The organism is Pararobbsia alpina (assembly GCF_902859895.1).
GTDB lineage: Bacteria > Pseudomonadota > Gammaproteobacteria > Burkholderiales > Burkholderiaceae > Pararobbsia > Pararobbsia alpina.
This window is the reverse complement of sequence record NZ_CADIKM010000004.1, coordinates 96,413-121,518: the sequence shown is the minus strand read 5'-3', so window position 1 is coordinate 121,518 and position 25,106 is coordinate 96,413. Positions and strand designations below refer to the sequence as shown.

Annotated in this window: 24 protein-coding genes; 13 read left to right on the top strand and 11 right to left on the bottom strand. The window is 64.5% G+C overall.

Features of this window, described 5'->3' with window-relative positions; genetic code table 11:
- Positions 1-66 precede the first annotated feature (66 nt).
- Both HV670_RS06325 and HV670_RS06320 read left to right on the top strand, forming a co-directional pair.
- Complete coding sequence (locus HV670_RS06325) at positions 67-732, top strand: BON domain-containing protein (protein ID WP_175103821.1); 666 nt, start codon at positions 67-69, stop codon at positions 730-732.
- A 95-nt stretch (positions 733-827) separates the two neighbouring features.
- Complete coding sequence (locus HV670_RS06320) at positions 828-1,166, top strand: BON domain-containing protein (RefSeq protein ID WP_175103819.1); 339 nt, start codon at positions 828-830, stop codon at positions 1,164-1,166.
- A gap of 164 nt (positions 1,167-1,330) precedes the next feature.
- On the opposite strand, the gene HV670_RS06315 is transcribed toward HV670_RS06320, so the two are convergent.
- Positions 1,331-1,777, bottom strand: a complete 447-nt coding sequence (locus tag HV670_RS06315; protein ID WP_175103817.1) for a PA2169 family four-helix-bundle protein — start codon at positions 1,775-1,777, stop codon at positions 1,331-1,333.
- 593 nt (positions 1,778-2,370) lie between these two features.
- Between HV670_RS06315 and HV670_RS06310 the strand changes: the two genes are divergently transcribed.
- Positions 2,371-2,634, top strand: a complete 264-nt coding sequence (locus tag HV670_RS06310) for a hypothetical protein (RefSeq protein ID WP_175103816.1) — start codon at positions 2,371-2,373, stop codon at positions 2,632-2,634.
- 91 nt (positions 2,635-2,725) lie between these two features.
- Here the strand turns inward: HV670_RS06310 and HV670_RS06305 are convergent, their stop codons facing one another.
- On the bottom strand, positions 2,726-2,887 hold the full coding sequence (locus HV670_RS06305) for a hypothetical protein (protein WP_175103814.1): 162 nt from the start codon (positions 2,885-2,887) through the stop codon (positions 2,726-2,728).
- A 308-nt stretch (positions 2,888-3,195) separates the two neighbouring features.
- On the bottom strand, positions 3,196-4,560 hold the full coding sequence (locus tag HV670_RS06300; RefSeq protein WP_175103812.1) for an MFS transporter: 1,365 nt from the start codon (positions 4,558-4,560) through the stop codon (positions 3,196-3,198).
- A 391-nt stretch (positions 4,561-4,951) separates the two neighbouring features.
- Here HV670_RS06300 and HV670_RS06295 point away from each other — a divergent pair, with 391 nt between their 5' ends.
- Entirely contained in the window at positions 4,952-5,368 is a 417-nt protein-coding gene (locus tag HV670_RS06295; RefSeq protein ID WP_175103811.1) for a hypothetical protein, read from the top strand.
- A 234-nt stretch (positions 5,369-5,602) separates the two neighbouring features.
- Here HV670_RS06295 and HV670_RS06290 read toward each other — a convergent pair whose 3' ends face one another.
- A complete protein-coding gene (locus HV670_RS06290) occupies positions 5,603-5,923 on the bottom strand; it encodes a DNA-binding protein (protein WP_175104086.1) in 321 nt (106 codons plus the stop codon).
- A 357-nt stretch (positions 5,924-6,280) separates the two neighbouring features.
- Here HV670_RS06290 and HV670_RS06285 point away from each other — a divergent pair, with 357 nt between their 5' ends.
- Positions 6,281-6,874 (top strand): nitroreductase family protein, encoded by a 594-nt coding sequence (locus HV670_RS06285; protein ID WP_175103809.1) that lies wholly within the window; start codon positions 6,281-6,283, stop codon positions 6,872-6,874.
- A gap of 158 nt (positions 6,875-7,032) precedes the next feature.
- Here the strand turns inward: HV670_RS06285 and HV670_RS32005 are convergent, their stop codons facing one another.
- The gene (locus HV670_RS32005; RefSeq protein ID WP_175103807.1) at positions 7,033-8,127 is read right to left on the bottom strand and encodes a 3'-5' exonuclease; all 1,095 of its coding nucleotides are present in this window, start codon (positions 8,125-8,127) and stop codon (positions 7,033-7,035) included.
- Positions 8,128-8,291: 164 nt separating this feature from the next.
- On the opposite strand from HV670_RS32005, the gene HV670_RS06275 reads away from it, so the two are divergent.
- Positions 8,292-8,570 (top strand): hypothetical protein, encoded by a 279-nt coding sequence (locus HV670_RS06275; protein WP_246257067.1) that lies wholly within the window; start codon positions 8,292-8,294, stop codon positions 8,568-8,570.
- A gap of 45 nt (positions 8,571-8,615) precedes the next feature.
- Here HV670_RS06275 and HV670_RS06270 read toward each other — a convergent pair whose 3' ends face one another.
- Complete coding sequence (locus HV670_RS06270) at positions 8,616-9,617, bottom strand: class 1 fructose-bisphosphatase (protein ID WP_175103806.1); 1,002 nt, start codon at positions 9,615-9,617, stop codon at positions 8,616-8,618.
- 111 nt (positions 9,618-9,728) lie between these two features.
- Between HV670_RS06270 and HV670_RS06265 the strand changes: the two genes are divergently transcribed.
- From HV670_RS06265 to HV670_RS06255, 3 genes are all read left to right on the top strand, one after another.
- A complete protein-coding gene (locus HV670_RS06265; RefSeq protein ID WP_175103804.1) occupies positions 9,729-10,082 on the top strand; it encodes a YciI family protein in 354 nt (117 codons plus the stop codon).
- A gap of 100 nt (positions 10,083-10,182) precedes the next feature.
- Entirely contained in the window at positions 10,183-10,587 is a 405-nt protein-coding gene (locus HV670_RS06260; protein ID WP_175103802.1) for a YciI family protein, read from the top strand.
- A 125-nt stretch (positions 10,588-10,712) separates the two neighbouring features.
- A complete protein-coding gene (locus tag HV670_RS06255; RefSeq protein ID WP_175104084.1) occupies positions 10,713-11,999 on the top strand; it encodes an RNA polymerase sigma factor in 1,287 nt (428 codons plus the stop codon).
- 25 nt (positions 12,000-12,024) lie between these two features.
- Here the strand turns inward: HV670_RS06255 and pepN are convergent, their stop codons facing one another.
- Complete coding sequence (gene pepN, locus HV670_RS06250) at positions 12,025-14,730, bottom strand: aminopeptidase N (RefSeq protein ID WP_175103801.1); 2,706 nt, start codon at positions 14,728-14,730, stop codon at positions 12,025-12,027.
- A gap of 251 nt (positions 14,731-14,981) precedes the next feature.
- On the opposite strand from pepN, the gene HV670_RS06245 reads away from it, so the two are divergent.
- The 4 genes from HV670_RS06245 to HV670_RS06230 all read left to right on the top strand — a co-directional run bounded on the left by HV670_RS06245 (position 14,982) and on the right by HV670_RS06230 (position 19,150).
- Positions 14,982-15,686, top strand: a complete 705-nt coding sequence (locus HV670_RS06245; protein ID WP_175104083.1) for a DUF4136 domain-containing protein — start codon at positions 14,982-14,984, stop codon at positions 15,684-15,686.
- Positions 15,687-15,818: 132 nt separating this feature from the next.
- On the top strand, positions 15,819-16,451 hold the full coding sequence (locus HV670_RS06240) for a DUF3302 domain-containing protein (protein WP_175103800.1): 633 nt from the start codon (positions 15,819-15,821) through the stop codon (positions 16,449-16,451).
- A gap of 33 nt (positions 16,452-16,484) precedes the next feature.
- The gene (locus tag HV670_RS06235) at positions 16,485-17,627 is read left to right on the top strand and encodes an HlyD family secretion protein (RefSeq protein ID WP_175103799.1); all 1,143 of its coding nucleotides are present in this window, start codon (positions 16,485-16,487) and stop codon (positions 17,625-17,627) included.
- 188 nt (positions 17,628-17,815) lie between these two features.
- On the top strand, positions 17,816-19,150 hold the full coding sequence (locus tag HV670_RS06230; RefSeq protein WP_217478372.1) for a TolC family protein: 1,335 nt from the start codon (positions 17,816-17,818) through the stop codon (positions 19,148-19,150).
- Between the two features lie 101 nt (positions 19,151-19,251).
- On the opposite strand, the gene guaD is transcribed toward HV670_RS06230, so the two are convergent.
- The 4 genes from guaD to xdhB are packed head-to-tail and all read right to left on the bottom strand — an operon-like array spanning position 19,252 to position 25,086.
- Positions 19,252-20,562: a guanine deaminase gene (guaD, locus tag HV670_RS06225; protein ID WP_175103797.1), complete on the bottom strand. Its 1,311-nt coding sequence runs from the start codon at positions 20,560-20,562 to the stop codon at positions 19,252-19,254.
- A gap of 1 nt (position 20,563) precedes the next feature.
- On the bottom strand, positions 20,564-21,589 hold the full coding sequence (locus tag HV670_RS06220; protein WP_175103796.1) for an adenosine deaminase: 1,026 nt from the start codon (positions 21,587-21,589) through the stop codon (positions 20,564-20,566).
- A gap of 36 nt (positions 21,590-21,625) precedes the next feature.
- Positions 21,626-22,633 (bottom strand): xanthine dehydrogenase accessory protein XdhC, encoded by a 1,008-nt coding sequence (xdhC, locus tag HV670_RS06215; protein WP_175103697.1) that lies wholly within the window; start codon positions 22,631-22,633, stop codon positions 21,626-21,628.
- 5 nt (positions 22,634-22,638) lie between these two features.
- Complete coding sequence (gene xdhB / locus HV670_RS06210; protein ID WP_175103795.1) at positions 22,639-25,086, bottom strand: xanthine dehydrogenase molybdopterin binding subunit; 2,448 nt, start codon at positions 25,084-25,086, stop codon at positions 22,639-22,641.
- Positions 25,087-25,106 lie beyond the last annotated feature (20 nt).

Below are 25,106 nucleotides of genomic sequence, written 5' to 3'. Positions count from 1 at the left end.
AGTGCTTGGGAGTATGCTCGATATGCGAGCGTTGTTCGGCGGCCACGCAAATAACAGGAGTATGTAATGACCGCTTCGCAACGTCAGCGTAAAATTTATAATCCCGGCGAGACAGAGCCCGAGGCAGAAGACCATGACGGAGGTTATGGCGAAATTCCCGGGGACGGGCCGCACCATAATCGCGGCGACCTCGAACGCAGTCACGAACCGGGTTACCGGGAATCGCATCGGCCCGGAGAGCTGCTGCCCGATGAGGCGGTAAGTCCCGATGGCGCGCCAGTCCGTAAAAACATAATCTCGCAGGAGATTGTCCAGCACACATCGGAGCAGAGGGGTGGAAAGGACCAGCAGGCCCCGACGGACATCAGCAGCGCGCCGATGAAAACCGCACATGCCGCGGTTGTCCCGCACGCTGCCAGCGTTGAGGAATCCTGTGCCAGGCGCGCCGACGACGCGGCGCCGCCATCCCCCGCTTTGGCCATGACCGATGCCGACATACTGGCGGAGGTGATACGACGCCTGAAGCATTCCGAGTCGCTCGATATCTCGGAAGTGCGGATTGCGGTAGAGCATGCGAACGTGATTCTTGAAGGTTTTGTACCGCATCGTTTCATGCAGCATGCAATTGAAGATGTCGTGGACCGCTGTGCCGGTGTTCACGAGATCGACAACCGCATTCACGTCAGGCACCGGCCTGGCGAGGATGAGCCGACACTGTCGATCGGCACCTGACCGGTGTGGCGCGTCTTCTCTAGGGCGGCGGCGTAGGTCGCCTCAGTGAGGTCGTGCGGGCACTGGCTTTTTAATGACAAACAAGGAGAAATTGAATGAAATCTGTGAATTTCCTGAAGGCGCTCGGTGGTGTTGCCGCTGTTGTGTTCGCGTTGAACGTGTACGCACAGGCAAGCGACGCGACTGCCCCGGCTGCCCCGGCCGCATCGTCTTCAAAGGCGGCTAACAAGGCGCTCGCACGCAACGTACGTAAAGCCCTGGCCAAGACGAAGGGTCTCGAACCGACCCGCATCTACACGAAGGCTGTCGGCGGTGTCGTGACGCTGACGGGTTCGGTCCCTGAGCAAGGCCAGGTTGATTTGGCTGGCAAGGCGGCTGAAGGTGTGGCGGGCGTGACGTCGGTGTCGAACAAGCTGACGGTTCGTTCGAACTAAACCTGGCAACTGGCGGTGTGAACCGCGCGCCCCGACAGCTTGTCGGGCGCGTCAGGCGCGTGATTCAGGCGCCGGTTCGGGCTGCCGGGCATGTGCCCGGGCAGGAGTGAGAAGCGACGCTTTTGCGTCGCTTCTTTTTTGCCCTTTCGAAACGTCGGGGAGCCTTACTTCAGTGCCGCGTACTGATCGCGCAGATCGCGGATGCGGTCATGGTTCTGAATGACGCCCTGAAACTGCAACTCGACCAGCGCGCGAATGTCGGCCGGCAAGTCCTTGTCGAGCGCGTCGCGATAGCGCTTCTTCGCGACATCTTCACCGCGTTCGCATTCGGCGAGAATCGCATGGTTATCCCGATTCGAGAGTGCCGACTTCACGTCGACCCAGCCTCGATGCAGCGCGCCGCTGACCGAACCGCGGTCTTCCGGCTTGCCGCCGAGTTGGACCACGCGCGCCTGTAACTCACGCACCGCTCGCGCACATTCTTCCGCGCGTCCGGCGAAGAGCGTTTTAAGCTTCGGATCGCTTGCATCCTCAGCTGCCTTCAAGAACCCTTGCTCGCCGTCCTTCGAGGTTTCAATGAGGTCATTGAGCACGGAAACGGTATTCGTCATCGCTGTTCTCCTTTTCTGGGGAATCGGGCCGTGGATGCGGCCCGCGCGGTCAGAGCCCGGACATACCCGGTCCGACGACCACCGCACGCTCTGTCGATGCATCGACCGTGCCTGAATCCCCTCGGCTCGCATTCGCATCTTGCGATACCGAGGGGGACGGATGGGCAATGCGCTCTCCGCCTTCCCGTTAGCCTTACGAATCGAAAGGCTGGTCGCGCCGAGGGCGGAATACGGCCGGAACGTCCGGAATCGTCGATGGCGCGAAGTTACAGCACCCCGGTAAGTCTTCCACTGCAAGCGCATCCGCGCAGCTATGGCGACGCAACGCGCAAAGCACGGGAGCGTTGTCGCCCGCATTTCCCCCGCGCCGACCTGCGAGCAGGTTCGAGAGAATCGGCACATACCTTGCTTCTCACTGCGTCCCCGGCGGGAAAGGTGGCGCGTCTCAAGAGCCAGGTGGAATCCAGCTCAAAGACAGAACGAAGACGGGGCAAGGCGTGACACAGTCGGACGTACCTCGGGCACAGCCTCACAGCTTGTGACATCGAACAACGTCGGGCGCGTCACGATAAAAAAACGATCGAGAGGCAGTCATGAAAACGAAATCCCAGATTCGACAGTGGCTGTTGTTCTTCGTGCTGGTGGCCAGCGCACTGTTCCTGCACGTCCGGTACCCGATCGAATCGGTCGTGGCCCCGGCTCCAGAGGACTCAGGCATGGAGGCGGCGGGAGCGCCCAATAGCACCCTCCCCAAGGCGGCCGTGCCGCCCAGGTCCGAGAGTCTTCACAGCGCCGCGCATGCGGCAATCAGCAGCCTGCGCCGCCTTTCCGGATACAGCGATGGGCTGGTCGGATAGGTCAATCGCCAAGGGCCGGCGCATCGGCATACCTGCCTGACGCTGGCCACATCGCGCGAGGGAGCCGGTCTGCGCGCCTCGTGCGACGTGCTCAACCGACCTTGACGTAGGTGAACGCGCGCGACACGTTCGGTGGCACATAGGCGCCGCCGATTTTGACGCGCGGCGTCAGGCGTTTGCGTTGATCCCACCAGACGCGCCGTTGTTGATGACTTAGGAAACGCAGGTGACGGCGATACGCAAATATGCTCATGGTGGCCTCGCTTACCGGATTGAACAGCCCAGGGCACTCAGGTGACCTGCCTAAACTTCCGATGCCGCCGCGGAGTGTGTGTTTCCATGCGACGGTATGCTTACATCAATCTGCCTGATCGCCAGTGTGTTGCGCCGCTGCTTTCACTTTAGCCAATGGCACACCCTTTGGCAGGAAAAATCACCTGCCACTATTAAGCAAGGTTCATTCCAAGATCGGTTTGATACGGGGCGGGGACTGGAGCATGATGGCGGGGACCGCGGATTCGCCGAAAACGATAAGCGGTTGAAACATTGGGGCTGAATGCCTCAAGCGGCCACGACAGGCCGGCTGGCGAGCCGGCCGAGGCTGACGATGGCCGCCAAGGCGGAAAAGCCCGCACCGACCACGAGCGTGACTGTCGTGCCGTGCGTGGGCAGCACGCCGAAGATCACCGCGACGAATGCCGCGCCGAGTGTCTGTCCGGTCAGCCGCGCTGCGCCGAGCATGCCGCTTGCGCCGCCGGAGCGTTCGCGCGGCGCCGACGAGAGGATCGCGCGGTTGTTCGGCGTCTGGAACATGCCATAGCCGAAACCGCAGATTGCCATGCGCCAGATGATGTCGAACGCCGACGGATGGGCCGGCAACGTCGCAAGCAGCAGCAGGCCGAGTGCGAAAGCGATCAGGCCGATGCCGCCGAGGATGCCCGCCGCGATGCGGCCCGACAGATAACCCGCGAGCGGCGCGATCACGACGATCGTCAGCGGCCACGGTGTCATCAGCAGTCCGGTCTCGACCTGTGAGCGGCCGAGCGCGTCTTGCAGATAGAAGGGCAGGGACACAAAGGCCAGCATCTGCGAAATGAACGCGCAGACCGAGGTGCCGATCGCCATCGCGAACGGCGGAATGCGCAGCAGGTCGACCGGCAGCAGCGGGGCGGCTTGCGAGAGCTGGCGTCGCACGAAGATGATGCCGATGACGATCGCCCCAAGGAATTCGGCGACGACCCAGACTTGTCCGCCGCGATGGCCGAGACCGTCGACGGCAAGAATCGCCAGCCCGAAAGTCAGTGCATTGAGCACGGCACTCAAATAGTCATAGGGGCGGTTGTGCAGTTCGTTGTTCGGCAGCGCGCGCAGGCCGACCGCGAATGCGGCGATGCCGATCGGCACGTTGACCGCGAACAGCCAGTTCCAGCTCGCGATCGCTAGAATCCCCGAGGCCATGGTCGGTCCGATCGCCGAGGCGACCGCGACGATGCTTGCATTGATCGCGACGCCGTGGCCCAGCTGCCTGACCGGAAAGATCATTCGCAATACCGCGATATTGACGCTCATCAGGCCGGCCGCGCCGAACCCCTGGATCACCCGCGCGGCGATCAGTGTGCCAAGGCTCGTCGACAGCGCGCAGGCGAGCGAAGCCGCCGTGAAGAGCACGAGACCGCTGAGAAAGACGCGCCGATAGCCGACCCGTTCGGCGAGCGACGCGAGTGGCAGCAGCGAGATCATGATCGCCATCTGATAGGCATTGACCACCCAGACGGAGGTGGCCGGATCGGACTGGAGTACCTTCCCGATGGTGGGCAAGGCGATATTGGCAATGGCGCCATCGAGTACGGCGAGCGAGGTGCCTAGCGCAAGCGCGAGCAACGCCCAGTAGCGGCGCGGCGTCGGAAGTCCGTCGGGATGGAGCATGAATGGGCGGGAGAGTGCGGCAAAGCCGACATTGTAGCGAAGCTCCGGGTTTGGCTCCCTCGTGTGCGTTACTTGCGCTCGTACAGACCCGTGAGCGTGATCGAGTCGAGCGGATCCCGATGAGCCATGAAGCGAGGGACCGCACTAGGCGTTTGCCGGAGATGTTTCGAAAGCGATACACGGCTTGTGCGCTTGCGCACATGATGTCGGGTTCGACCGGTCTCGGAGTCCGCGAACGTCGGCGCCGGACAGGGCAGCGCGCAAGATTGAGTTTTGTCTGAAGAGTTGCTTTCCGAACGCGATGGGATGTTCGGAACAGCACATAAAAAGTTGAATCCACCCGATAGCATCCCGCTTCGACGAGTCGTTTCGACGGTCAGCGGAGGCTTGCATGGCGGAATTTCTAGCGATCCTGGCGATCGCCTGTACGGCATTGGCATGGCTATCGTTGCGTGAACAGCGTCGCAATGCGGCTCGCGGCGAACAGCGGCGACGCTCGCGCGCGTTCGCGCAAACATCAGCTGCCTGCAACTATATTGACGAACTCAACAAGACGAGCGCGTTTCCACTCGTGCCGACCGTCAACCTCAAGGTGGGGGATGACGAGTTCAGCCTCTTGTTCGAGCACTGCACCCAGTACGAAGTGATGACCCCGCGTGCCGCGCGTTTGCGCGTCCGCCGCCGCGCCGCCGGGCGTCGGCGAATGACGGCCATACCCATCCAGGTGAACTCGGGCGACGGCAGTGCCGACATGGCCCATCCGCCATCCATACCGTGCGACGGCGGCGCCCGTACCACTTCGCGGTGAAGAACCCGGTGTTGTGGGCATTGCTCGCGAAGATGGTCAGCTCCCATATGCCGAAATCGCCGATGCTGCCTGATGGTATGCGTCTGCATGCGGCACCCACCGGCATTCCGGGCGAGGTCCATTTCGAAGCGACGCGCGTGCGGGGATGGAAACCAGCAGCCGCGACCCACGGATAGATACGGCACCTTGAAGTGGGAATTCCCTTCCTTCAAGTAGGGGAGGACGTCACCTTTCTCAACGACCGTAGGCCGGATCGACAGGCAGACCCGCCAGATTGAACACGGCGCGCAGCGTGGCTGGACGGATGTCGCGCTGGGCAGCCAGGGCAGTCAGCACATAGTCGACGGCTTTCGCGAGCCGCAATACCCGCAGCGCTGCAAGGGTATCGGGCGCGCCGTGGCGCATCGATTCGGCCGCGTGCAACATGGTGTTCGCCGCATCGCGGGCCATTTCCAACTCGAGTTGCTGCTTCGAGGTCCAGCGCGGGAAGTCGAGCAGCTTATCGAGCATCGAACGGAATTTTTGCTCTTCGTCCTGATTGGGTTGAGCTTGCATAGTCATGATTCTTTCCCCTGGTGGATCGTCTCATGCGATCAGATGCACGATCCGTTCCAGGTCCCATGGCAGGCGCTTGTGCGGGGCTGGGCGTGGCATTGCGGCGGGTTCGGTGCAAAAACGTAACGGATTTGAATCACGCCTTAGCCGGTGAGCCCGTCTCATCGAGTCGGCCCGATGCGATTCCCGCTTCCCCGAAACCTCCGTACAAGCAGGTACCATGACATCCGTTGCGGCGCTCGTGCCGCACACGGCCATCGGTCCGTCCCCATGGGCCTGTCGTTCCTCACGGCATGGCATGGAGCGGACCACCGGTCGCCTTTCGGCAGCTTTCCCTCGATAACACAGGACACACGCATGAGCACTCATTCGCGCACTGCCGACCATCCGATCGACAAGCAGTTTCTCGAACGCTGGTCGCCGCGTGCCTACAGTGGTGAAGAGATTCCTGAAGCGACACTCCGCTCCTTGTTCGAAGCCGCCCGCTGGGCGCCTTCGTCGTCCAACGCGCAGCCCTGGCGTTTCATCTACGCGCGTCGCAATACGCCGCACTGGGATCAGTTTCTCGGCTTTCTCAACGAGTTCAATCAATCATGGGCGAAGAACGCCTCGGCACTCGTGATCGTGCTCTCGAAGACGACTTCGCTGCCGCCGGGCGGGACCACGGAAGTACCGTGGCCGACGCATTCGTTCGATACAGGCGCCGCCTGGGGGTTTCTCGCCCTGCAGGCCTGGTCCTCGGGCTGGCCCGCGCACGGCATGGCCGGCATCCTGAAGGACAAGATCCGCGCCGAACTCGGTCTGCCCGAGAACTACGCGGTCGAGGCCGGGATTGCGATTGGCAAGCTGGGGGACAAGTCGGTGTTGCCTGCCGCGCTGCAGGAGCGCGAATCGCCGAGCTCCCGCAAGCTGCTCGCCGAGATCGCCTCGGAAGGCAAGTTCATTCCCTGATGAACGTGCCGCGTTCGCGAGAGCTGAGCGCGGCCCTTGCAAAGTGAACGACGGGCATCCGGCCGCAGAGGCCCCCGTCGTACCTCGGCATTGCCGGTGGCACGAGTCGCTTCGAATACGCAACTGGCATGGATAACGCCGCTTGCGGGCACACCTGATCAGCCTTGTCCGGCCTGCGGCACAGAGTCGGGGGATCGTTCCTCGCCGGTGACGTTTGGCGAGTCTCCCCACTCGAACGACATTTGCGCGACCAGCGGCTCCGCCGCGCGGCGACGTGCTCGTGGACGCTCGGTCGAAGCTCGTGTTTTGCGCAGGGCCGGCGGGCTGTCGCCGACCAATGCGAATTCCGCTACCAGATCTGCTGCCATTTCCGTTCCCCAATTCGACAGTTGCCCTGGCTGAATGCCGGTCAACGGCGAGGTCCCGTCACTATCCTTTGTCTGCTGCATCTGCTCTCTCAATGGGATCGGCTCGATCGACTGCATGGCAACTGTCGACTGCGCGGCGACCGTCGACTGCACTGCTACCGTCGATTGGACCTGCCGGGTCGAATCCCCGGGTTCCTTGGTCTCCCTGGCGGGGCGTCGCGTCAGCGATTCGATCGCTGTCTGGATGCGTTCGGCGGGATGGTGCGCGTGGATCACCTGCCAGAACTGCCAGATGAGATCGGCGTCGGCGAGCGCGCGATGGCGTCCCAAGGGCTCGAGGCTGAACCGTTCGATCAGGGCACTGAGTCCATGCCGCGCGGCCGTTGGAAACAGCCTGCGCGAGAGCTGGACTGTGCACAGCATATCCGCCTCGAAGCGAATGCCCGCCCGTTCGAACGAATGCTGCAAAAAGCCGTAGTCGAAGCGCGCGTTATGGGCGACGAACAGCTTGCCCTCGAGCCGGGCCGCGAGGCTGTCCGCGAGCGCGCCGAAAGCCGGCTGGCCCCGGACCATCTCATTCGAAATGCCGGTCAGATCCTGGATGAAGGGCGGAATCTCCTGCCCTGGATCGACCAGCAAGGTCCAGGAATCGACGCCCGAGCGGCTGATCTCGACCAGGCCGATCTCGGTGATCCGGTCGAGTTGAACATTGCCGCCTGTGGTTTCCAGGTCGACAAAGACGATCGGCGTCTCGAGTTCGCCGAGCAGCCGGTCGAGCCGTGCATTGTCTTGAGAGCGGCCGAGCCGGGCGACCTCCTGCCGGATCTGCTCGAATACCGGGTCTTCCGGCAAGTCAGCCGAAGCCGGGGCCGCGTTACTTTCCATTGATCATCCTACCGCCGGGTGCTGTATATTTGTACAGTATCTGCTGTGCGGTCGCTATGGGCAAGCCGCGCACGCATGTTGTCAGTTGTTTTCGCCCAGCATTGTCGCCTCGAGCGGCCAAGTTTCATGCGTCGACCTTATCCTTACCTGCAGCGGGTGAATAAATGAGTGCCAAGCCACTTCGTGAGGAAATGCCGGAGGTCGCGCGGTTTATCGACGCCTTGCGAGACGCATTCGGTCGTGACTCGGTCGACCCGTCGCTGAGCCGCGGGCTCGGCGGGGAACCGCTGTTTTTCGCGGCCGAGGCGGGCCGCCGCATCGGCACGGCGCTTGCCGATGCCGGGGCGGGCCAGGCCTGGCACGCGGTCTGTGTCCACGACCGGTACTATTGCCAAGGCTGCGATGGCAGCTGCGTGGGGACGGAGCAGCGGTGCGCGCGCTGAGCGAAAGGGCGCGCGACACCGCTGCTCGGACCGAGCTGTCAGAGACTATGGCGCGTGATACCCCGTCACGCGCTCGACTTCGTTTTTCGAACCGAGGAAGACCGCGACCCGTTCGTGCAGATGCTGGGGCTTGACGTCGAGAATACGCGTGGTGCCGGTCGTCGCGGCGCCGCCGGCCTGCTCGACGATGAACGACATCGGGTTGGCTTCATAGAGCAGCCGCAGGCGCCCCGGGCGCGACGGATCGCGCTTGTCGGCCGGATACATGAAGATGCCGCCGCGGACCAGGATCCGGTTGACGTCGGCGACCATCGACGCGGTCCAGCGCATATTGAAATCGGCGCCGCGCGGGCCGTCCTTGCCGGCGAGCAGTTCGCCTACATAACGCGTGACCGGCGGATACCAGTGGCGCGCGTTCGACGCGTTGATGGCATATTCGTGCGTGTCTGCCGGGATCGTCATATTGCGCGTGGTCAGCACCCAGGAGCCCAGTTCGCGGTCGAGCGTGAAGGACTGCACACCGTTACCGGTCGTCAGCACCAGCACCGTCTGCGGGCCGTAGACCGCGTAGCCGGCCGCGACCTGCTTCGTGCCTTCCTGGAGGAAGGACTGCTCGGTCGGGTGTTCGCCGTCGGGGCAGCGCAGCACGGAGAAGATCGTGCCGATCGAGACGTTCACATCGATGTTCGAGGAGCCGTCGAGCGGATCGAACAGCAGCAGGTATTCGCCCTTCGGATAGCGATTGGGGATCGGATGAATCTCTTCGAGCTCCTCAGAGGCCATCGCGGCGAGGTTGCCGCCCCATTCATTGGCTTCCAGGAGGATTTCGTTGGACAGCACGTCGAGCTTCTTCTGCACCTCGCCCTGGATGTTTTCGCTACCGGCGGTGCCCAGCACGTCGCCGAGCGCTCCCTTGCTGACGTGATGCGCGATCGCCTTGCAGGCGCGTGCGACGACTTCGATCAGCAGGCGCAGATCGCCCGGAATATTGTTGTGTTCACGTTGCTGCTCGATCAGGTACTGCGTAAGCGTTGTGCGGCGGGACATTGAAGCCTCCGTGACTCAAGATCGCTCGATTGTACCTGTCGAATACAACAGTTCCATTGCTTGCTAGACTCGCGGCAGTAACCGGCCGTTCGCGAACCTAACGGAGGTGTCATGTCATACATGTTGCTTATCGTCGAACCGACCAACCAGCGGGGCCAGCGCTCGGAGCAGGCCGGACACGAGGCTTACGACCGCATGCTTGGCTTTACCGCCGATCTCAAGGCGCGCGGCGTGCTGCTCGCCAGCGAGGCGCTCGTTTCGGATGCCAAGGCCGTGCGCGTACAGGTGCGGGACGGGCAAACGCGGCTCGTCGACGGCCCCTTTGCCGAGGCAAAGGAAATGGTCGGCGGCTTTTTCCTGCTCGACTGCGCGACGCGGGAGGAAGCCCTTGTAATCGCCGGCGAATGCCCGGCCGCCAAGTGGTGCACGGTCGAAGTCCGCGAGGTCGGTCCCTGCTATCAATAGGACGCTCGCATGTCATTTGTCGATTGCCCGCCGCGTGGATCGTCGTAGGGGCAAGGAGCCGCGAAGCGGTGTCCGATGTCCCACTCCCAGGAGAATGACGATGCGATTCATGATCATTGTGAAGGCGACCGCGCAGTCCGAAGCTGGCGTGGTATTCGCCGCCGACCATACCCTGATGGTCGCGATGGCCCGCTATCATGAGGAACTTGCCAAGGCCGGCGTGCTGCTCGACGCGAACGGCCTGAAGTCGAGTTCGCAAGGATGGCGAGTGCGATACGCGGGCGGGCGCCGCTCGATTGTCGATGGGCCGTTTGCGGAGACCAAGGAACTGGTCGCGGGCTATACGCTGATTCAGGTGCGCTCGCGTGACGAGGCACTCGAGTGGTCGCGCCGTTTTCCGGCCCCGTTCGGTGAGTATGCCGAGGGCGAGATCGAAGTGCGGCAACTCTACGAGCCCGAGGACTTTGAACAGGCGCGGGACTCGAGCATTTCTGCTCGAGCTTGATGCGGCCAGACGTTGAGCCGCATCGCGCGGTCCACAAAGGTACATGATGCGCATGCAAATCGTCACGAACCTCGCCGTTTCCGTCCTTGCACGTCCTGAGGCATGCCTTGGGTGGTAACGGCGTGATTCCCACCGCTGCCACCCATCGCGCGATCGAGGCCGTATGGCGGATCGAATCCGCCAAGGTCATCGCCCACGTCGCGCGCGTCGTGCGCGACGTGGGCCTTGCCGAGGAGATCGCACAGGATGCGCTGGTGGCCGCGCTCGAACACTGGCCGCAGGCCGGCGTGCCCGAGAACCCCGGCGCGTGGCTGATGACCACGGCCAAGCGCCGTGCGCTCGACCGTCTCAGGCTCGATGCCCTCCATGCGCGCAAGCATCAGGAACTCGGCGGCGACCTCGATGCGCTCGAGGCCCATGTTGTGCCCGATTTTGTCGATGCGCTCGACGCGGCGCGCGAGGACGATATCGGCGACGACCTGCTGCGCCTCCTTTTCACGGCCTGCCACCCGGTGCTCGCGACCGATGCGCGCGTCGCGCTCACGCTGCGCCTGCTTGGCGGCCTGACCACGGACGAGATCGCGCGCGCCTTCCTCACCTCGGAGGCCACCGTCGCGCAACGCATCGTGCGGGCCAAGCGCACACTCGCGGCGGCTCGCGTGCCGTTCGAGGTGCCGCGCGCGGAGGCGCGCGTGGCGCGACTCGCCTCGGTGCTCGAGGTGATCTACCTGATCTTCAATGAAGGCTATTCGGCGAGCGCGGGCGATGAGTGGATGCGCCCCGCGCTATGCGATGAAGCACTGCGTCTGGGCCGCGTGCTGGCCACGCTCGCACCCGGTGAGAGCGAGGTTCATGGCCTGGTCGCGCTGATGGAAATCCAGGCCTCGCGCATGCATGCGCGCATCGATGCCGGTGGGCGGCCGGTACTGCTGCTCGAACAGGACCGCAGCCGATGGGACGGGCTGCTGATTCGACGCGGGCTGGCCGCGCTCGAGCGCGCGCAATCGCTCGGCGGCGCGAGCGGGCCATACGCGCTGCAAGCCGCGCTGGCCGCCTGCCACGCACGCGCGCGAACGGCCGGCGAAACCCACTGGGTGCAGATCGTGGCACTCTACGACGCACTCGCGCAGGTCGCGCCTTCGCCGGTGGTCGAGCTCAACCGCGCGGTCGCGGTCGGCATGGCGTTCGGCCCCGAGGCCGGCCTGGAAATCGTCGACGCGCTCGCCGCCGATTCCACGTTGGCGAACTATCACTGGCTGCCGAGTGTACGCGGCGATCTGCTCGCGAAACTCGGCCGTCTCGACGAGGCGCGCCTCGAACTCGCACGCGCCGCCTCGATGACGCGCAACGCGCGCGAGCGCGAACTGCTGTTGGAACGCGCGAGCACCTTGCCGCGGCCGAGGTCGCGCTAGACACGGGCCGGGCGGTGGTCGACCACTAGGGGGCGAGCGCCTTCTCGACGACTTCCCGCACGTCCTTCGACTGGACGCCTGCGGCGACCCGTTCGAGCGCCGCGCGCATTTTCTCGCGCAGGGCGGGTGTGAACTTGCGCCACCGCTCGAGTGAACGCGCGAGACGCGAAGCGACTTGCGGGTTGATCGCGTCGAGCGCGAGCACCTGCTCGGCCCAGAACGCGTAGCCCGAACCGTCCGTCGCGTGGAATTGCGCGGCATTGCCCATGCAGAACTGGAAGATCAGCGCCCGCGCGCGGTTCGGATTCTTGAGCGAGAACGCCGGGTGCGCCATCAGCGCGCCCACGTCGTCGAGCACGCGTTCGCCGGGCGCGCCTCGACGCGTCGCCTGCATGCCGAACCATTTGTCGAGCGCCAGCGCCTCTTTCTCGAAGCGCAGGTAGAAATCGTCGAGCGGCGCACGCGCAGCCGATGGCCCGATCTGCAGCAAGGTCACGAGTGCCGCGCTGCGCTCGGTCATATTGTCGGCACTGTCGTATTGCGCGCGGGCCAGTTCCGCCGCGTCGTCCGGATCGTCGAGATCGGCGAGGTAGCTCAGTGCGACATTCTTGAGTCCGCGCCGGCCCGCATCGACCGCGCTCGGCTCATAAAGACCCTCGACGCGGTTCTGCTCGTAGGCGGCCATCAGGTCGTCGCGCAGGCCGTTGGCGAGCGCGCGTCGGAAGAACAGGCGCGCCGCATGCACGGCCGCCGGATCCGCCTCTTCGATCTGCTCGGCCAGATAGCTTTCCGAAGGCAGGGTCAGCGCGAGTTCGCGGAACGCCGGTGCAAGCGTGCTGTCGCGCAGCACGCGGCCGAATGCGGCGACGATCTCCGGGTCCAGTGACAGGGCGTCACCGCGCGCGGCCGCGTCCGCGAGCGAGAGCAAGGCGCGCGTCGCGAGGCGCTGGCCCGCTTCCCAGCGGTTGAACGGGTCGCTGTCGTGCGCGAAAAGGAAGGTCAGCTGTGCGTCGGTGTAGTCGTAGCTGACGATCACGGGCGCGGAAAAATTGCGCAGCAGCGAGGGTAGCGGTTCTTCGGCGACATCGACGAATCGGAATGTCTGCTCGGTTTCGGTGAGTTCCAGCACCCGGGTCGTCTGCGGTTCAGCAAGGACTTGGCCGTCCTGGGCGAGTCGCAGTGGCAGGTCCTTGCCGTCGCTACCGACCAGGCCGATCGCAAACGGTATCAGCAGCGGACCTTTCTGCGTCGCCTTCGCGTCGGCACTCGCGGGACCGTAGCCCTGTGTGAGCGTGATATCGAAGGTGCGTGCGGCTGCGTCGTACTGCGCCGTCGCCGACACATGCGGCGTACCGGCCTGGCTGTACCAGCGTTCGAACTGCGTGAGATCGCGTTGGTTCGCATCAGCCATTGCCGCGCGGAAGTCGTCGCAGGTCACCGCCTGGCCATCGTGGCGCGCGAAGTAGAGATCCATGCCCTTGCGAAAACCGTCGCGACCGAACAGCGTCTGGTACATCCGCACGACTTCGGCGCCCTTTTCGTAGACCGTCATCGTGTAGAAGTTGTTGATCTCGACATAGCTGTCGGGCCGCACCGGGTGCGCCATCGGGCCCGCGTCCTCGGCGAACTGGTTTTGCCGCAGTCCGCGCACATCGTCGATGCGGCGCGCGGCGCGTGCCGCGGCGGCGGCCTCGGGGCTGCCGCCCGCCGCCGCCATGTCGGCCGAGAATTCCTGGTCGCGGAAGACGGTCAGGCCTTCCTTGAGGCTCAACTGGAACCAGTCGCGGCAGGTCACGCGATTGCCGGTCCAGTTATGGAAGTATTCATGGCCGACCACGGCTTCGATGCCGCTGAAGTCGATGTCCGTGGCGGTCTCGGCATCGGCCAGCACGTACTTCGTGTTGAAGATGTTGAGCCCCTTGTTTTCCATCGCGCCCATGTTGAAGTCGCCGACCGCGACGATCATGAATCGCTCGAGATCGAGTGGCAGGCCGAAGCGTTCTTCATCCCATTCGATCGAATGGACGAGCGACTGCATCGCATATTCGGTCTTGGGCAGGTCGTGCGGCTCGACCCAGACCTGCAGCAGCTTTTCCTCGCCACTGCGAATCCGGATGCGCTGCTCGCGTGCCACGAGCTTGCCGGCCACCAGGGCGAAGAGATAACTCGGCTTCGGAAACGGGTCGTGCCACCTCGCGAAATGACGGCCGTCGGGCAATTCGCCGGTCTCGACAAGATTGCCATTCGACAGCAGCACGGGGTAGTCCGCGCGTGAGGCGCGCAGCGTGACCGTGTACGTCGTCATCACATCCGGACGGTCGAGGAAGTAGGTGATCCGCCGAAAACCCTCGGCTTCGCACTGTGTGAAGAAGTTGTGATTCGAGACGTAGAGGCCCGAGAGGCTCGTATTCGCGCTCGGCCGGTTGGTCGTCACGAGCGTGAGTTCAAAAGGCTGCTCGGGTACGTTCGAGACGGTGAGACCGTCGGTGCTCACCTGTACGCCGGTCCACGGCTTGCCGTCGATCTCCGCGCGCACGAGCTCGAGATCCTCGCCGTGGAGCACAAGATCCCGTGCGCTCGCGCCGGGCGCGCGGCGGAGCTGCATGCGGTTCGTCACCGTCGTGGTCAGCGGGGCAAGATCGAATTCGAGTTCGACCTTGTCGATGGCAAAGGCCGGCGGCGTGTAGTCGACGCGGCGGATCGTGACGGAAGCGGCTGAATTGTCGAGCATGGCAGGATCTCTGGGAACAATGCGAGTCATTGTACAAAAACGGGATGCCGGCCGCCGGGGCGCTTCGCCGGCCGTCCGGAGGGGCCGGATGGCCCGATCTGTCCGAATGCCACGAATAGGCCGGATGCCGTGGCCGGACAACGCGTCATCATTTCGGGAAACGGGCTCTTATACTGTATTCGTGTCACGATGAACGGTTCCGGGGCTTGCGGGGTCATCGCATGATCCGGGCGCATCTTTTAGAGGACATCATCATGGTCATGAAATGGATCAGGCGGGTCGCCTGCGTTGCCGCCTCGGCCGCCGTGCTGGGGCTGGGCGGCTGTGCGAGCTACGTGACGACCCAGGTCACCGCATTCCAGGACTGGCATGCGAGCGACGCGGACAAGACCTATGTGTTCCAGCGTACGGCCATGCAACAGAACAGCCTCGAGCAACAGACCTACGAACAGCTCGTCGACCAGGAACTGTCGACCTATGGGTTCCGGCACACCGACCTTGCGAAGGCGCACTTCACGATCTCGCTCCAGTATGGCAGCCGGGATCAGACTGTGATCGTCCAGCAACCTGATTTCTACGATCCGTGGGGCCCCTGGGGTGGTCCATGGCGGCCGTGGGGCCCGTACTGGGCGCCCCCGCCCCCGCCGATTTATACCAGCCAGGCCTATTCGGTCTTCTCGCATCAGCTCTCGATTTTCATTGCGGACAAGGCCACCGGCAAGGAGGTTTATCGCGTCAGCTCCGCTGCGCAGGTCGACGATCCGTCGCTGCTGCACGCGATGCCTTATCTGGTGCGAGGCGCACTGGCGAACTTCCCATTGCAGAACGGCACGGTGCGCAGCGTGCGCATCCCGGTCGATCCGAACGGTGCGCCCGGTGCGTTGACCAACGAACGCTCGGTGCAGTCCGCGCCGCCAGCCGCTCCGGCCGGCGCATCGGGCGTCTCGGTCCAGTAGTGGATCCTGTTATCGTTAAGTCATCCTTGTTGTTGTTAGGATAATTCCGCACTCGGGAACGATCGTGAATTTTCGAGGGTCAGTAGGACGCTTTTTTAAAGAAGCGTTCTCTGTCACCCACCAAGGAAATTCATGACAACACCAAGCCTCGCCCGACGTGTGTTCGCGCTCGCGTGCGGACTCGGCGCCGTCCTGTTGCCGAGCGTCGCGCAAGCCGGATCCACGCACCCGTTCGAGGATGGGCTTGCCAATGCACTCTCCTGGGTCGCACTCACGGTCATGCCGCTGGTCGGGGTCTATCTGTTCTGGAAGATCCACGTCCTGCCTGAAGTCATCGCAGAAAAGCGGCATCACCCTCAAGCCGAGGCGATCCGTGTGTTGTGCCTGCTCTCCCTCGTGTTCGGCGGCCTGCTCTGGCCGCTCGCATGGCTCTGGGCCTATATGAAGCCGATCGAGGTACCGATCGTGCGCAGCCGCCGCAAGCGGCGAGAGCGGGAACACGAGCATGCCCATGAGCACGCACGTGTCGCAAGGCCCATGACGGGACACACATCGCTGCACGATGTCGCGCGCGAAGACGGTGTCGATGCACGCGTGCTCGCGAGCGAACGCGAGAACGCCGAGCTGCGGGCGAGCCTCGCGGCCCTGCGCGCACAGCTCGGCGACCGCCCCATGCCTGATACCCCCGCGTCAGCCGAAGAGACGAGCGCACCGCGTGCTTCGCTGCCAGCGTCGAACCCTCCGTCGGATCGCCGCCGCCCCTGAGCGGTGTCACCGTCGTCAATCAAAGAAGATGCAATGCTCGAAATCATCCTATGCACCTATGCGCTGCTGGTCTGGCTGCTGTTTTTCAAATTGAAGGTGTTGCCGTGGAATACCGCTTCCCAGGTCGGTGTGGTCTCGCTCGGCCTGGTCGGCATGGCGGCACTGATTTTCACGATCAATGTGGTCACGCCGCAGTCACACGATGTGCGTGTGTCCAACTATGTGGTTGAGATCGTGCCGCGCGTGTCCGGCCGCGTGATCGAGGTGCCGATTACCGGCAACACGCTAGTACGCAAGGGGCAGGTATTGCTCAGGCTCGACCCTGAGCCTTTTGAGCAAAAGGTGGCCGAACTCAAGGCGAAGCTCGTCGAGATGCAGTCGAAAGCCTGGCAACTCGACTCCGATGTGAAAGCCGCGCACGGAGAGCTCATGGGCGTCACGGCACAGCTCGAACTCGCACGCATCCGGCTTGCCGAAGCGCGTGCTTTGGCTGGGCGTGAGGCCGGTAGCCGGTTCGACGTGGAGAACTACGCGGCTCAGGTCAAGCAGCTCACAGGCTCGCTCGACGCGGCGCGGGCCGCCGAAACGCGCGCGCGCACGGCGCGTTCCGCGATGGTCGAGGGCGATCACTCGAGCGTCGCGCAAGTGCGCGCCCAGCTCGCGACCGCCGAATGGGAACTCGAACAGACCGTGATTCGCGCTCCGGCCGATGGTCAGGCGATCAATCTGCAGGTACGCCCCGGTTCGTATGCGGCGGCGATTCCGCTGCGTCCCGTGATGAGTTTCGTCGAAACGACGCAGCATGTGATCGCGTTCTACGACCAGAATCAGTTGACCAAAGTCGAACCCGGTAACGAGGTCGAGGTCGCGCTCAAGTCGAAGCCGGGCAAGATCATTTACGGTGAAGTCGAGTCGATCGTCTGGTCGACCGCGCAGGGCCAGTTCATCGCTTCAGGCAGCCTGCCGACCACCTCCGCGGAGCTCGCCCATCCCGATTCGCCGCTGCGCTTCCCGGTCAAGCTGCGCATCGATCCCGAGGACGCTGCGGACTTGCCGATGGGCGCACGCGGCGAATCGGCGATCTACACGGATCACCTGGCGATGCTGCACATGGTCCGCAAAGTCATCATCCGCGTGAAGACGAAGATCAACTATCTCGTGTTCAAGCTCGAATAGGGGAGCGTATGAAATCACCCAAGCATGTTGTTGGCGCACTTCCCCGTGCTTTGAAAACTCCGGCTTCCTCAAGGCACGCCGCGGGACGCTCCACCTTATATTGCGCACTATGCGCGGCCTGCCTGATGTCGTTGGGTGGATGCGCGGACCTGACGGCGCCCACCGCGCAAGCGGCCTATGAAGCGGCGATGCCTGTCACCCTTCCGGCCAACTGGTCGAGCGCCGCGGACAATGCCGTGTTTCGTCCCGAATGGCTCGGTTTCGACGCGAGCGGCGAATTGCGCGGGCTGCTCGACGAGGCGTTTGCGCAGAACCCCGACCTGCGCGTCGCGGCGACGCGCGTCGAACAGACTCGCCTGCAGGTGCAACTCGCGGGTGCCGCGCTCCTGCCGAGCGTCAACGTCACCGCCAAATGGTCGAACTCGCTGGTCTCGGCCGATGCGCTCAATCTCTCGGGCGTCGGCGCGTCGGCCAGCTGGGAAATCGATCTCTGGGGCGCGACGCGCGCCGGCGTCAACGCGAGCGATGCGAGGTACCGCTCGGTCGAGGCCGCCTACGTCTATGCACGCGCTTCGCTCGGCGCGGCGACGGCCAAGGCCTGGCTGCTCAATCTGCAGGCTTCGCGCCAGCTCGAATTGATGGGCGCGATCGAGCAATCGAGCCAGCGTCAGCGCGACATCGTGCTCGCCCGCAACGAGATCGGCAAGGCGAGCGGTATCGACAGCGCGCAAGCGCAGGCCGGTGTCGACGCCGTCCACGAACAATGGCTTGCGGCCGCGCAGGCAAGGCAGGCCGCGCAGCGCGCGCTCGAACTCCTGCTCGGACGCTATCCGCAAGCGCAGATCGAGCTCGCGGGCGAGGCGTCGTCCTTGCTCGCCACGCAGTTGCCGGCCGTGCCCGCCGGGGTACCGCTCGATGTACTCGAACGGCGTCCCGACCTGATCGCGTCGCGCAAGGCATTCGAGGCGGCGTTCTTCGGCGCGCAGCAGGCCAAGGCGGCACGATTGCCCAACCTGACGCTGACGGCGGGCGCCGCCTATCTCGATACCAGTGCGGCGATGTTCCAGGGGGCACTCGACAGCGCGGTATTTCCGCTCGGCGCGAAGATCAGTTGGCCATTGTTCGACGGCGGCCGCCGGCAGACGCAGTTCGAGATCTCGACCCTGCAGCAAAGCGAGGCGGCCGCGAAGTATGCGGCTGCCATCCAGCGCGCGCTCGGCGAGGTCGAGAACGCGCTGGCTGCTGAGCGCCAACTGGCGCAGCGCGGCACCGCGTTGGCGTCGCAGGAACGGGAGACCAGCCGGGTGGTCGGGCTCGCGCAGGTCCAGCAGGAAGTCGGGCAGGTCGACGCGTATGGGGTGCTCGACAGGCAGATCACCGCCTATCGCGCGCAGTTGGCGCTACTGCAGATCGAGACCGCGCGCCTCACCGCGCGCGTCGATCTTCATCTCGCGCTCGGCGGGACGTTTTTCACCGAAGGGGCCGACGGTTCGGCCCGCGATGAAGAAGTCGCAGCGCATTGAGGTGGATGCCCCGGGTCGATGCTTGGGTCGAAGTCGAGGGGCAGGGGGTATGGAGGAGGCCGGAGATAAGTCCCGCGGGATGGACTCCGGCTCGCTCCACGTCACCTCCGGTGCACGCAGTGTCCCATTGAGTAGCTCGCGGCGACCGTCCGGTCGTCGCCGAGCATTGCCAGCGCGAACAGCAAATCCTCGAGCGCCTCCGCCTGCGCGGAACGGCGTGCCATCAACGGCGTCGCTGCCGGGTCGAGCACGATGAAATCCGCTTCGGAACCGGGGGCGAGCGTGCCGATGAAGGCATCGAGATCGAGTGCGCGCGCGGCCCCCGTCGTCGCCAGATAGAACATGCGCATCGCGCTCAAATGATGTCCGCCCATCCGCGCGACCTTATGGCCCTCATTCATCGTCTGGAGCATCGAGAACGACGTACCCCCGCCGACATCGGTCGCCAGCGTCACCGGCATGCGCGCCGCGGCGGCAGCGTCGAAATCGAACAGCCCGCTGCCGAGAAACAGGTTCGAGGTCGGGCAGTGCGCGGCGATCGCACGCGTCGCGGCCATGCGCCGGCGGTCCTCATGGTCGAGATGGATACAGTGCCCGTAGACGGCACGCGGGCGCAGCAGCTCGTAGTGTTCATAGACGTCGAGATAGCTGCGGCGGTTCGGGAACAGTTCCGCGGCCCATTTCACTTCGTCCTGGTTTTCGGCGACATGGCTCTGGATGAAGATGTCCGGATGCTCGCGCGCGATCGTCCGGCAGGCTTCAAGCTGCGCCTCGGTCGAGGTCGGTGCGAAACGCGGCGTAAGCGCATACATCTGGCGGCCATGCCCGTGCCAGCGCTCGATCAGCGCGGTGCTGTCGCGATAGCCCGACTCCGCGGTATCGCGCAGATAAGGGGGGCAATGCCGGTCCATCAGCACCTTGCCCGCGACCATACGCAGATTGCGCGCATCGGCCTCGGCAAACAGTGCGTCGGCAGACTCGCGATGCACGCTGCAATAGACGAGCGCGGTCGTCGTGCCGTTGGCAAGCAACTGATCGACAAAGAAACGCGCGACATCGGCCGCATGGGCTTCATTGCCGAAGCGGCCCTCGGCCGGGAAGGTCCAGTTCTCGAGCCAGGGCAGCAGTCCCGAGGCGGGCGAGGCAATCATCTCGGTCTGCGGGTAGTGCAGATGCGAATCGATGAAGCCCGGCACGATCAGTTTGTCGCCCATTTCATGGACCGGCGTGGCCTCGTCGAGGGTCGGCCGGAGCTGCGCGTGCTCACCGAAGGCGGCGACCTTGCCTTGCGCGTCGACCACGAGCAATCCATCCTCGAAATAGAGGGCGGCGCGTTCGTCGTCGGCCGGATCGGCACGAAAGCTCAGCAGCCGCGCGCGATAGGCGGCCTCTGTCGAAGGCGGCTTGGCCATCTCAGCCTTGCCAGTAGGCGTCGAGCTTGCCGATCATGGCCCGGCGTTGCGGGGCATCGACGAACGAGGCCTCGAGGCTGTTGCGCGCGAGGGCGTAGAGATCCTGCTCGCCGAGTTCGAGCGCTTCGGCGACTGCGACATAGTTGTCGTTCACGTAGCCGCCGAAATAGGCCGGATCGTCGGAGTTCACCGTCACGGCGACACCTGCATCGAGCAGCGTCTTCAGCGAATGGTTCTTCATGTCGTCGAACACCATGAGCTTGAGGTTCGACAAGGGGCAGACGGTCAATGCGATCCGCGCGTCGGCGAGGCGCTTGACGAGCGCCGGGTCTTCGATGCTGCGTACGCCATGGTCGATCCGCTCGACGCGCAGGATATCGAGCGCCTCGTGGATATAGGCGGGCGGACCTTCCTCGCCCGCGTGGGCGACGAGGCGCAGGCCGCGATCGCGCGCCTTGCCAAATACGCGAGCGAAACTTGACGGGGGGTGGTTGCGCTCCGACGAATCGAGGCCGATGCCGACCAGGCGGTCGCCGTAGCGTTCGAACATCGGTAGCGCGTCCTTGAAGGCGGCCAGGGCCGCTTGCTCGGGCAGGTGACGCAGGAAGCACAGGATCAGCTTGCTCGTCAGGCCGTGCTCGCGCTCGACATCGGCCATCGCCGCTTCAATGCCTTCGACCACCGCCTGCACCGGCACGCCGCGTTCCGTATGGGTCTGCGGATCGAAGAACAGTTCGGTATGGATGACGTTGTCGGCACGCGCGCGGTCGAGATAAGCGCGTGTCATTTCGTAGAAGTCGTCCGCCTTGAGCAGCACGCTCGCGCCGGCGTAATAGATGTCGAGAAAGGACTGGAGATCGGTAAACGCATAGGCCGCGCGCAGCGCCTCGACCGAGTCGTAGGCGAGCTTCACCTTGTTGCGCCGGGCGAACGCGAAGATCTGCTCGGGCTCGAGCGACCCCTCGATGTGCATGTGCAGCTCCGCCTTGGGAGCCTTGAGAATCTTGTTCAGGAGTGCCTGTTCCATGTGCGAGTCCGCCAATATTGATGTCGTGTTCCAGTCTCACGCGAGAGCCGGGCGGGCGCTTTTGATGCGCGTATCGACGACCTGCAGCAACTGCGTGGCCACTGCGATCGCGATCGACTCGGGCGCCTTGTCGACGACTCCCGGCACGCCGATCGGGCAGGTCATTTTGGCGAGCTGCTGCGGGTCGATCCCGCGCGCGGCGAGCCGGTGCTCGAACTGCTTGCGCTTGGTATGCGAGCCGATCAGCCCGAAATACGCATAGTCGCCCCGCCGCAGGATACGCTCCGAGAGCGACTGGTCGAGCGGATGACTATGTGTCATCACGAGGAAATACGTGCCCGGCGGCGCGTCGTCGACGACCTGCTCGGGTGCGTCGTTCGGTTCGACCTTCAACGAAGGATACTGTGTCATATCGAGTCGCGGAAATTGCGCGTCGCGCACATCGACCCAATGGATCGTGCAGCGCAGGGTCTTGAGCACCTCGACGAGCGCGGTGCCGACATGGCCCGCGCCGAACAGCACGACATGAAAGGTGTCGATCGCGATCGTCTCGGTCAGCAGCGGGCCGCTCGAATCGCCGCTCCAGAGCAGGCAATCGGCAGTCTCGCAACCGGGCTCGGGATCGCTGATCATCACCGGCAGGGTCGAGTCGAAGGACACGCTGCGCACCGTCGCCTGTCCTGCGGCGAGCCGCTTGGACAAGGTCTTGACCCAGCCGAGATCGGCAATCGTCAGGCGTTCGAACGACAGCGTAACCGCGCCGCCGCAGCATTGGCCGAGGCTCGGGCCGAGCGACAGCCGTTCGAGGCGCCGATTGATCTCGATATGCCCGTGCGAACCGTCGCGCAGCACCTGGCGCGCGATCTCGATCGCCTTCCATTCGAGGTGGCCGCCGCCGATCGTGTCACTCACGCTGTCGCGCGTAACGACCATCTTGGTTCCCGCATCGCGCGGCACTGAGCCCTCGGCGCGCGCGACCGTCACCAGCACGACGGCGTCGCCGTGTGCGAGGGTGCCAAGGAGCGCCTGGAGCCAGCGTTCCATCTCGACTACCTGCCTGCCGTATCGAGCGTCGCCATGATCGCACCCTCGCTCTCGGCCGGCGCGGCGAGCGCATTGGCCTGGATTTCGACGGCGCTGATGCCGTCGGCTACCGCATCGATCGCGTCGAGAATCGCTTCCGGTGTCGCGGGCGCGCGCAGCGGCGGCACGCATGTCGGGTCGGACGAGGTCGCCGCGACCGCATCGCGAATCGCGAGAAAGACGGAAAAAGGCAGGAGCAGCGGCGGCTCGCCGACGGCCTTCGAGCGGAACACGCTCGGCTCGACATTCTCGTTATCGAACAGCTTCACGTGGAAGGCGTCGGGACAGTCGCTGATCGCGGGAATCTTGTAGGTCGACGGCGCATGCGTCATGAGCCGGCCATCCTTGTTCCACCAGAGTTCCTCGGTCGTCAGCCAGCCCATGCCCTGGATGAAGGCGCCCTCGACCTGGCCGATGTCGATCGCGGGATTGATCGAACGGCCCGCGTCGTAGAGCACGTCGGCGCGCAGCAGCTTCCACTCGCCGGTCAGGGTGTCGACGATGACTTCGGAGAGTGCGGCGCCGTAAGCGAAGTAGTAGAACGGCGAGCCGGTCAGTGTCTTCGCGTTCCAGTGGACTTTCGGTGTCGCATAGAAGCCGTCGGACCACAACTGTACGCGCGCCAGGTACGCACCTTCGATCAGGGTGCGGAATGCGATTTCATGTCCGTTCGCATGGACCATGCCGTCGCGGAATTCCACGGCCCGGGGTTCGCCTCCATAGGTCCTGGCGGCGAAGGCGGCGAGGCGTTCGCGAATCGTGAGGGCGGCGGCTTCGGCCGCCTTGCCATTGAGGTCGCTGCCCGTCGAGGCGGCGGTTGCCGAGGTGTTGGCGACCTTGCTGGTATCGGTCGCGGTGACGCGCACGCGCAGCAGGTCGATCCCGAGCGTATGGGCGACGACCTGCGCGACCTTCGTGTTGAGCCCCTGACCCATCTCGGTGCCGCCGTGATTGACGAGCGCGGAGCCGTCGCGATAGACATGCACGAGCGCGCCGGCCTGGTTCAGGTGCGGCACGTTGAACGAAATGCCGAACTTGACGGGTGTCAATGCGAGGCCGCGCTTGAGTACCGGGCTGTCGCGGTTGTAGTCGGCGATCTCCGCGCGGCGCGTCCGGTATTCGCTCGTGGCGACGAGTTCGTCGGTCAGCGGCGCGATGACATTGTCCTCGACGGTCTGGCCGTACGGCGTGACGTTGCGATCGGCCGTGCCGTAGTAGTTGAGCTGGCGGACTTCGAGCGGATCGCGGCCGAGCTTGCGTGCGATCGCGTCGAGGATCACCTCCATCACGAGCGCGCCCTGGGGGCCGCCGAAACCGCGAAAGGCCGTGTTCGACTGCGTGTTGGTCTTGCAGGCGAGCGAGAGGATATCGACGTCCGACAGGTAGTAGGCGTTGTCGAAATGACAGAGCGCGCGCGTCGCGACCGCGCCCGATAGATCCGCCGAAAACCCCGCGCGCAGGGCGATCTCGACGCGCGCGCCGAGCAGCCGGCCCTGCGAATCAATGCCGGCCTCATAGCGATACCATGCGTCGTGCCGCTTGCCGGTGATCATGAAGTCGTCGTCGCGGTCGGCGCGCAGCTTGACCGGGCGGCGCAGCTTGTGGGCGGCGAGTGCCGCGACCGCCGCGAACAGCGCCGATTGCGATTCCTTGCCGCCGAAGCCGCCGCCCATGCGCCGGCACTCGACGAGCACCGCATGGTTCGGCACATCGAGCACGTGCGCGATCACGTGCTGCATTTCGCTCGGGTGCTGGGTCGACGACCAGACATGCATGCTGTCGCCTTCCTTGGGCACCGCGTAGGCGATCTGGCCTTCGAGGTAGAACTGTTCCTGGCCGCCGACTTCGAACTCGCCGGTGAGCCGGTAGGGTGCCTCGGCGATCCGGCGGTCCGGTTCGCCGCGCACCAGATGCATTGGCGGCACCACATACTGCTCGCGGGCACGGGCTTCGCGCGTGGTCAGCACGGCCTCGAGCGGTTCGTAGCGGATCACGTCGTCATGCTGCGCGAGCTGGGCAGCGCGACGGGCCAGATCCTGCGTCTCGGCGATGACCGCGAAGACCGGCTGGCCGAGGAATTGGACGAGGCCGTCGGCCAGCACCGGATCGTCGTGAAGGATCGGGCCGCAATCATTGAGGCCGGGAATGTCCGCGGCGCTCAGCACGGCGATCACGCCGGGCGCGCGTCGGACCCGCTCGAGATCGATCGAGAGGATCTTCGCATGCGCGTGCTTGGACAGGCCAAGTGCGGCGTGCAAGGTGCCCTGGAGTTCGATGATGTCGTCGGTGTAGGCCGCCTCGCCCGCGACGTGCAGCTGCGCCGATTCGTGCGGCCGGCTCGCGCCGATCGACGGGGTCGCAACCAGGCCGGCCACTGCCGGTTCGGTGAAGAATGCTTCGTGTTGCTGATTCATGACTTCTCCTTCGCTATGGC

Coding starts and splice junctions, on each gene's coding strand:
- HV670_RS06325 (WP_175103821.1), top strand. CDS start 67: ATGACCGCTTCGCAACGTCAGCGTAAAATTTATAATCCCGGCGAGACA.
- HV670_RS06320 (WP_175103819.1), top strand. CDS start 828: ATGAAATCTGTGAATTTCCTGAAGGCGCTCGGTGGTGTTGCCGCTGTT.
- HV670_RS06315 (WP_175103817.1), bottom strand. CDS start 1,777: ATGACGAATACCGTTTCCGTGCTCAATGACCTCATTGAAACCTCGAAG.
- HV670_RS06310 (WP_175103816.1), top strand. CDS start 2,371: ATGAAAACGAAATCCCAGATTCGACAGTGGCTGTTGTTCTTCGTGCTG.
- HV670_RS06305 (WP_175103814.1), bottom strand. CDS start 2,887: ATGAGCATATTTGCGTATCGCCGTCACCTGCGTTTCCTAAGTCATCAA.
- HV670_RS06300 (WP_175103812.1), bottom strand. CDS start 4,560: ATGCTCCATCCCGACGGACTTCCGACGCCGCGCCGCTACTGGGCGTTG.
- HV670_RS06295 (WP_175103811.1), top strand. CDS start 4,952: ATGGCGGAATTTCTAGCGATCCTGGCGATCGCCTGTACGGCATTGGCA.
- HV670_RS06290 (WP_175104086.1), bottom strand. CDS start 5,923: ATGCAAGCTCAACCCAATCAGGACGAAGAGCAAAAATTCCGTTCGATG.
- HV670_RS06285 (WP_175103809.1), top strand. CDS start 6,281: ATGAGCACTCATTCGCGCACTGCCGACCATCCGATCGACAAGCAGTTT.
- HV670_RS32005 (WP_175103807.1), bottom strand. CDS start 8,127: ATGGAAAGTAACGCGGCCCCGGCTTCGGCTGACTTGCCGGAAGACCCG.
- HV670_RS06275 (WP_246257067.1), top strand. CDS start 8,292: ATGAGTGCCAAGCCACTTCGTGAGGAAATGCCGGAGGTCGCGCGGTTT.
- HV670_RS06270 (WP_175103806.1), bottom strand. CDS start 9,617: ATGTCCCGCCGCACAACGCTTACGCAGTACCTGATCGAGCAGCAACGT.
- HV670_RS06265 (WP_175103804.1), top strand. CDS start 9,729: ATGTCATACATGTTGCTTATCGTCGAACCGACCAACCAGCGGGGCCAG.
- HV670_RS06260 (WP_175103802.1), top strand. CDS start 10,183: ATGCGATTCATGATCATTGTGAAGGCGACCGCGCAGTCCGAAGCTGGC.
- pepN (WP_175103801.1), bottom strand. CDS start 14,730: ATGCTCGACAATTCAGCCGCTTCCGTCACGATCCGCCGCGTCGACTAC.
- HV670_RS06240 (WP_175103800.1), top strand. CDS start 15,819: ATGACAACACCAAGCCTCGCCCGACGTGTGTTCGCGCTCGCGTGCGGA.
- HV670_RS06235 (WP_175103799.1), top strand. CDS start 16,485: ATGCTCGAAATCATCCTATGCACCTATGCGCTGCTGGTCTGGCTGCTG.
- HV670_RS06230 (WP_217478372.1), top strand. CDS start 17,816: ATGCCTGTCACCCTTCCGGCCAACTGGTCGAGCGCCGCGGACAATGCC.
- guaD (WP_175103797.1), bottom strand. CDS start 20,562: ATGGCCAAGCCGCCTTCGACAGAGGCCGCCTATCGCGCGCGGCTGCTG.
- HV670_RS06220 (WP_175103796.1), bottom strand. CDS start 21,589: ATGGAACAGGCACTCCTGAACAAGATTCTCAAGGCTCCCAAGGCGGAG.
- xdhC (WP_175103697.1), bottom strand. CDS start 22,633: ATGGAACGCTGGCTCCAGGCGCTCCTTGGCACCCTCGCACACGGCGAC.
- xdhB (WP_175103795.1), bottom strand. CDS start 25,086: ATGAATCAGCAACACGAAGCATTCTTCACCGAACCGGCAGTGGCCGGC.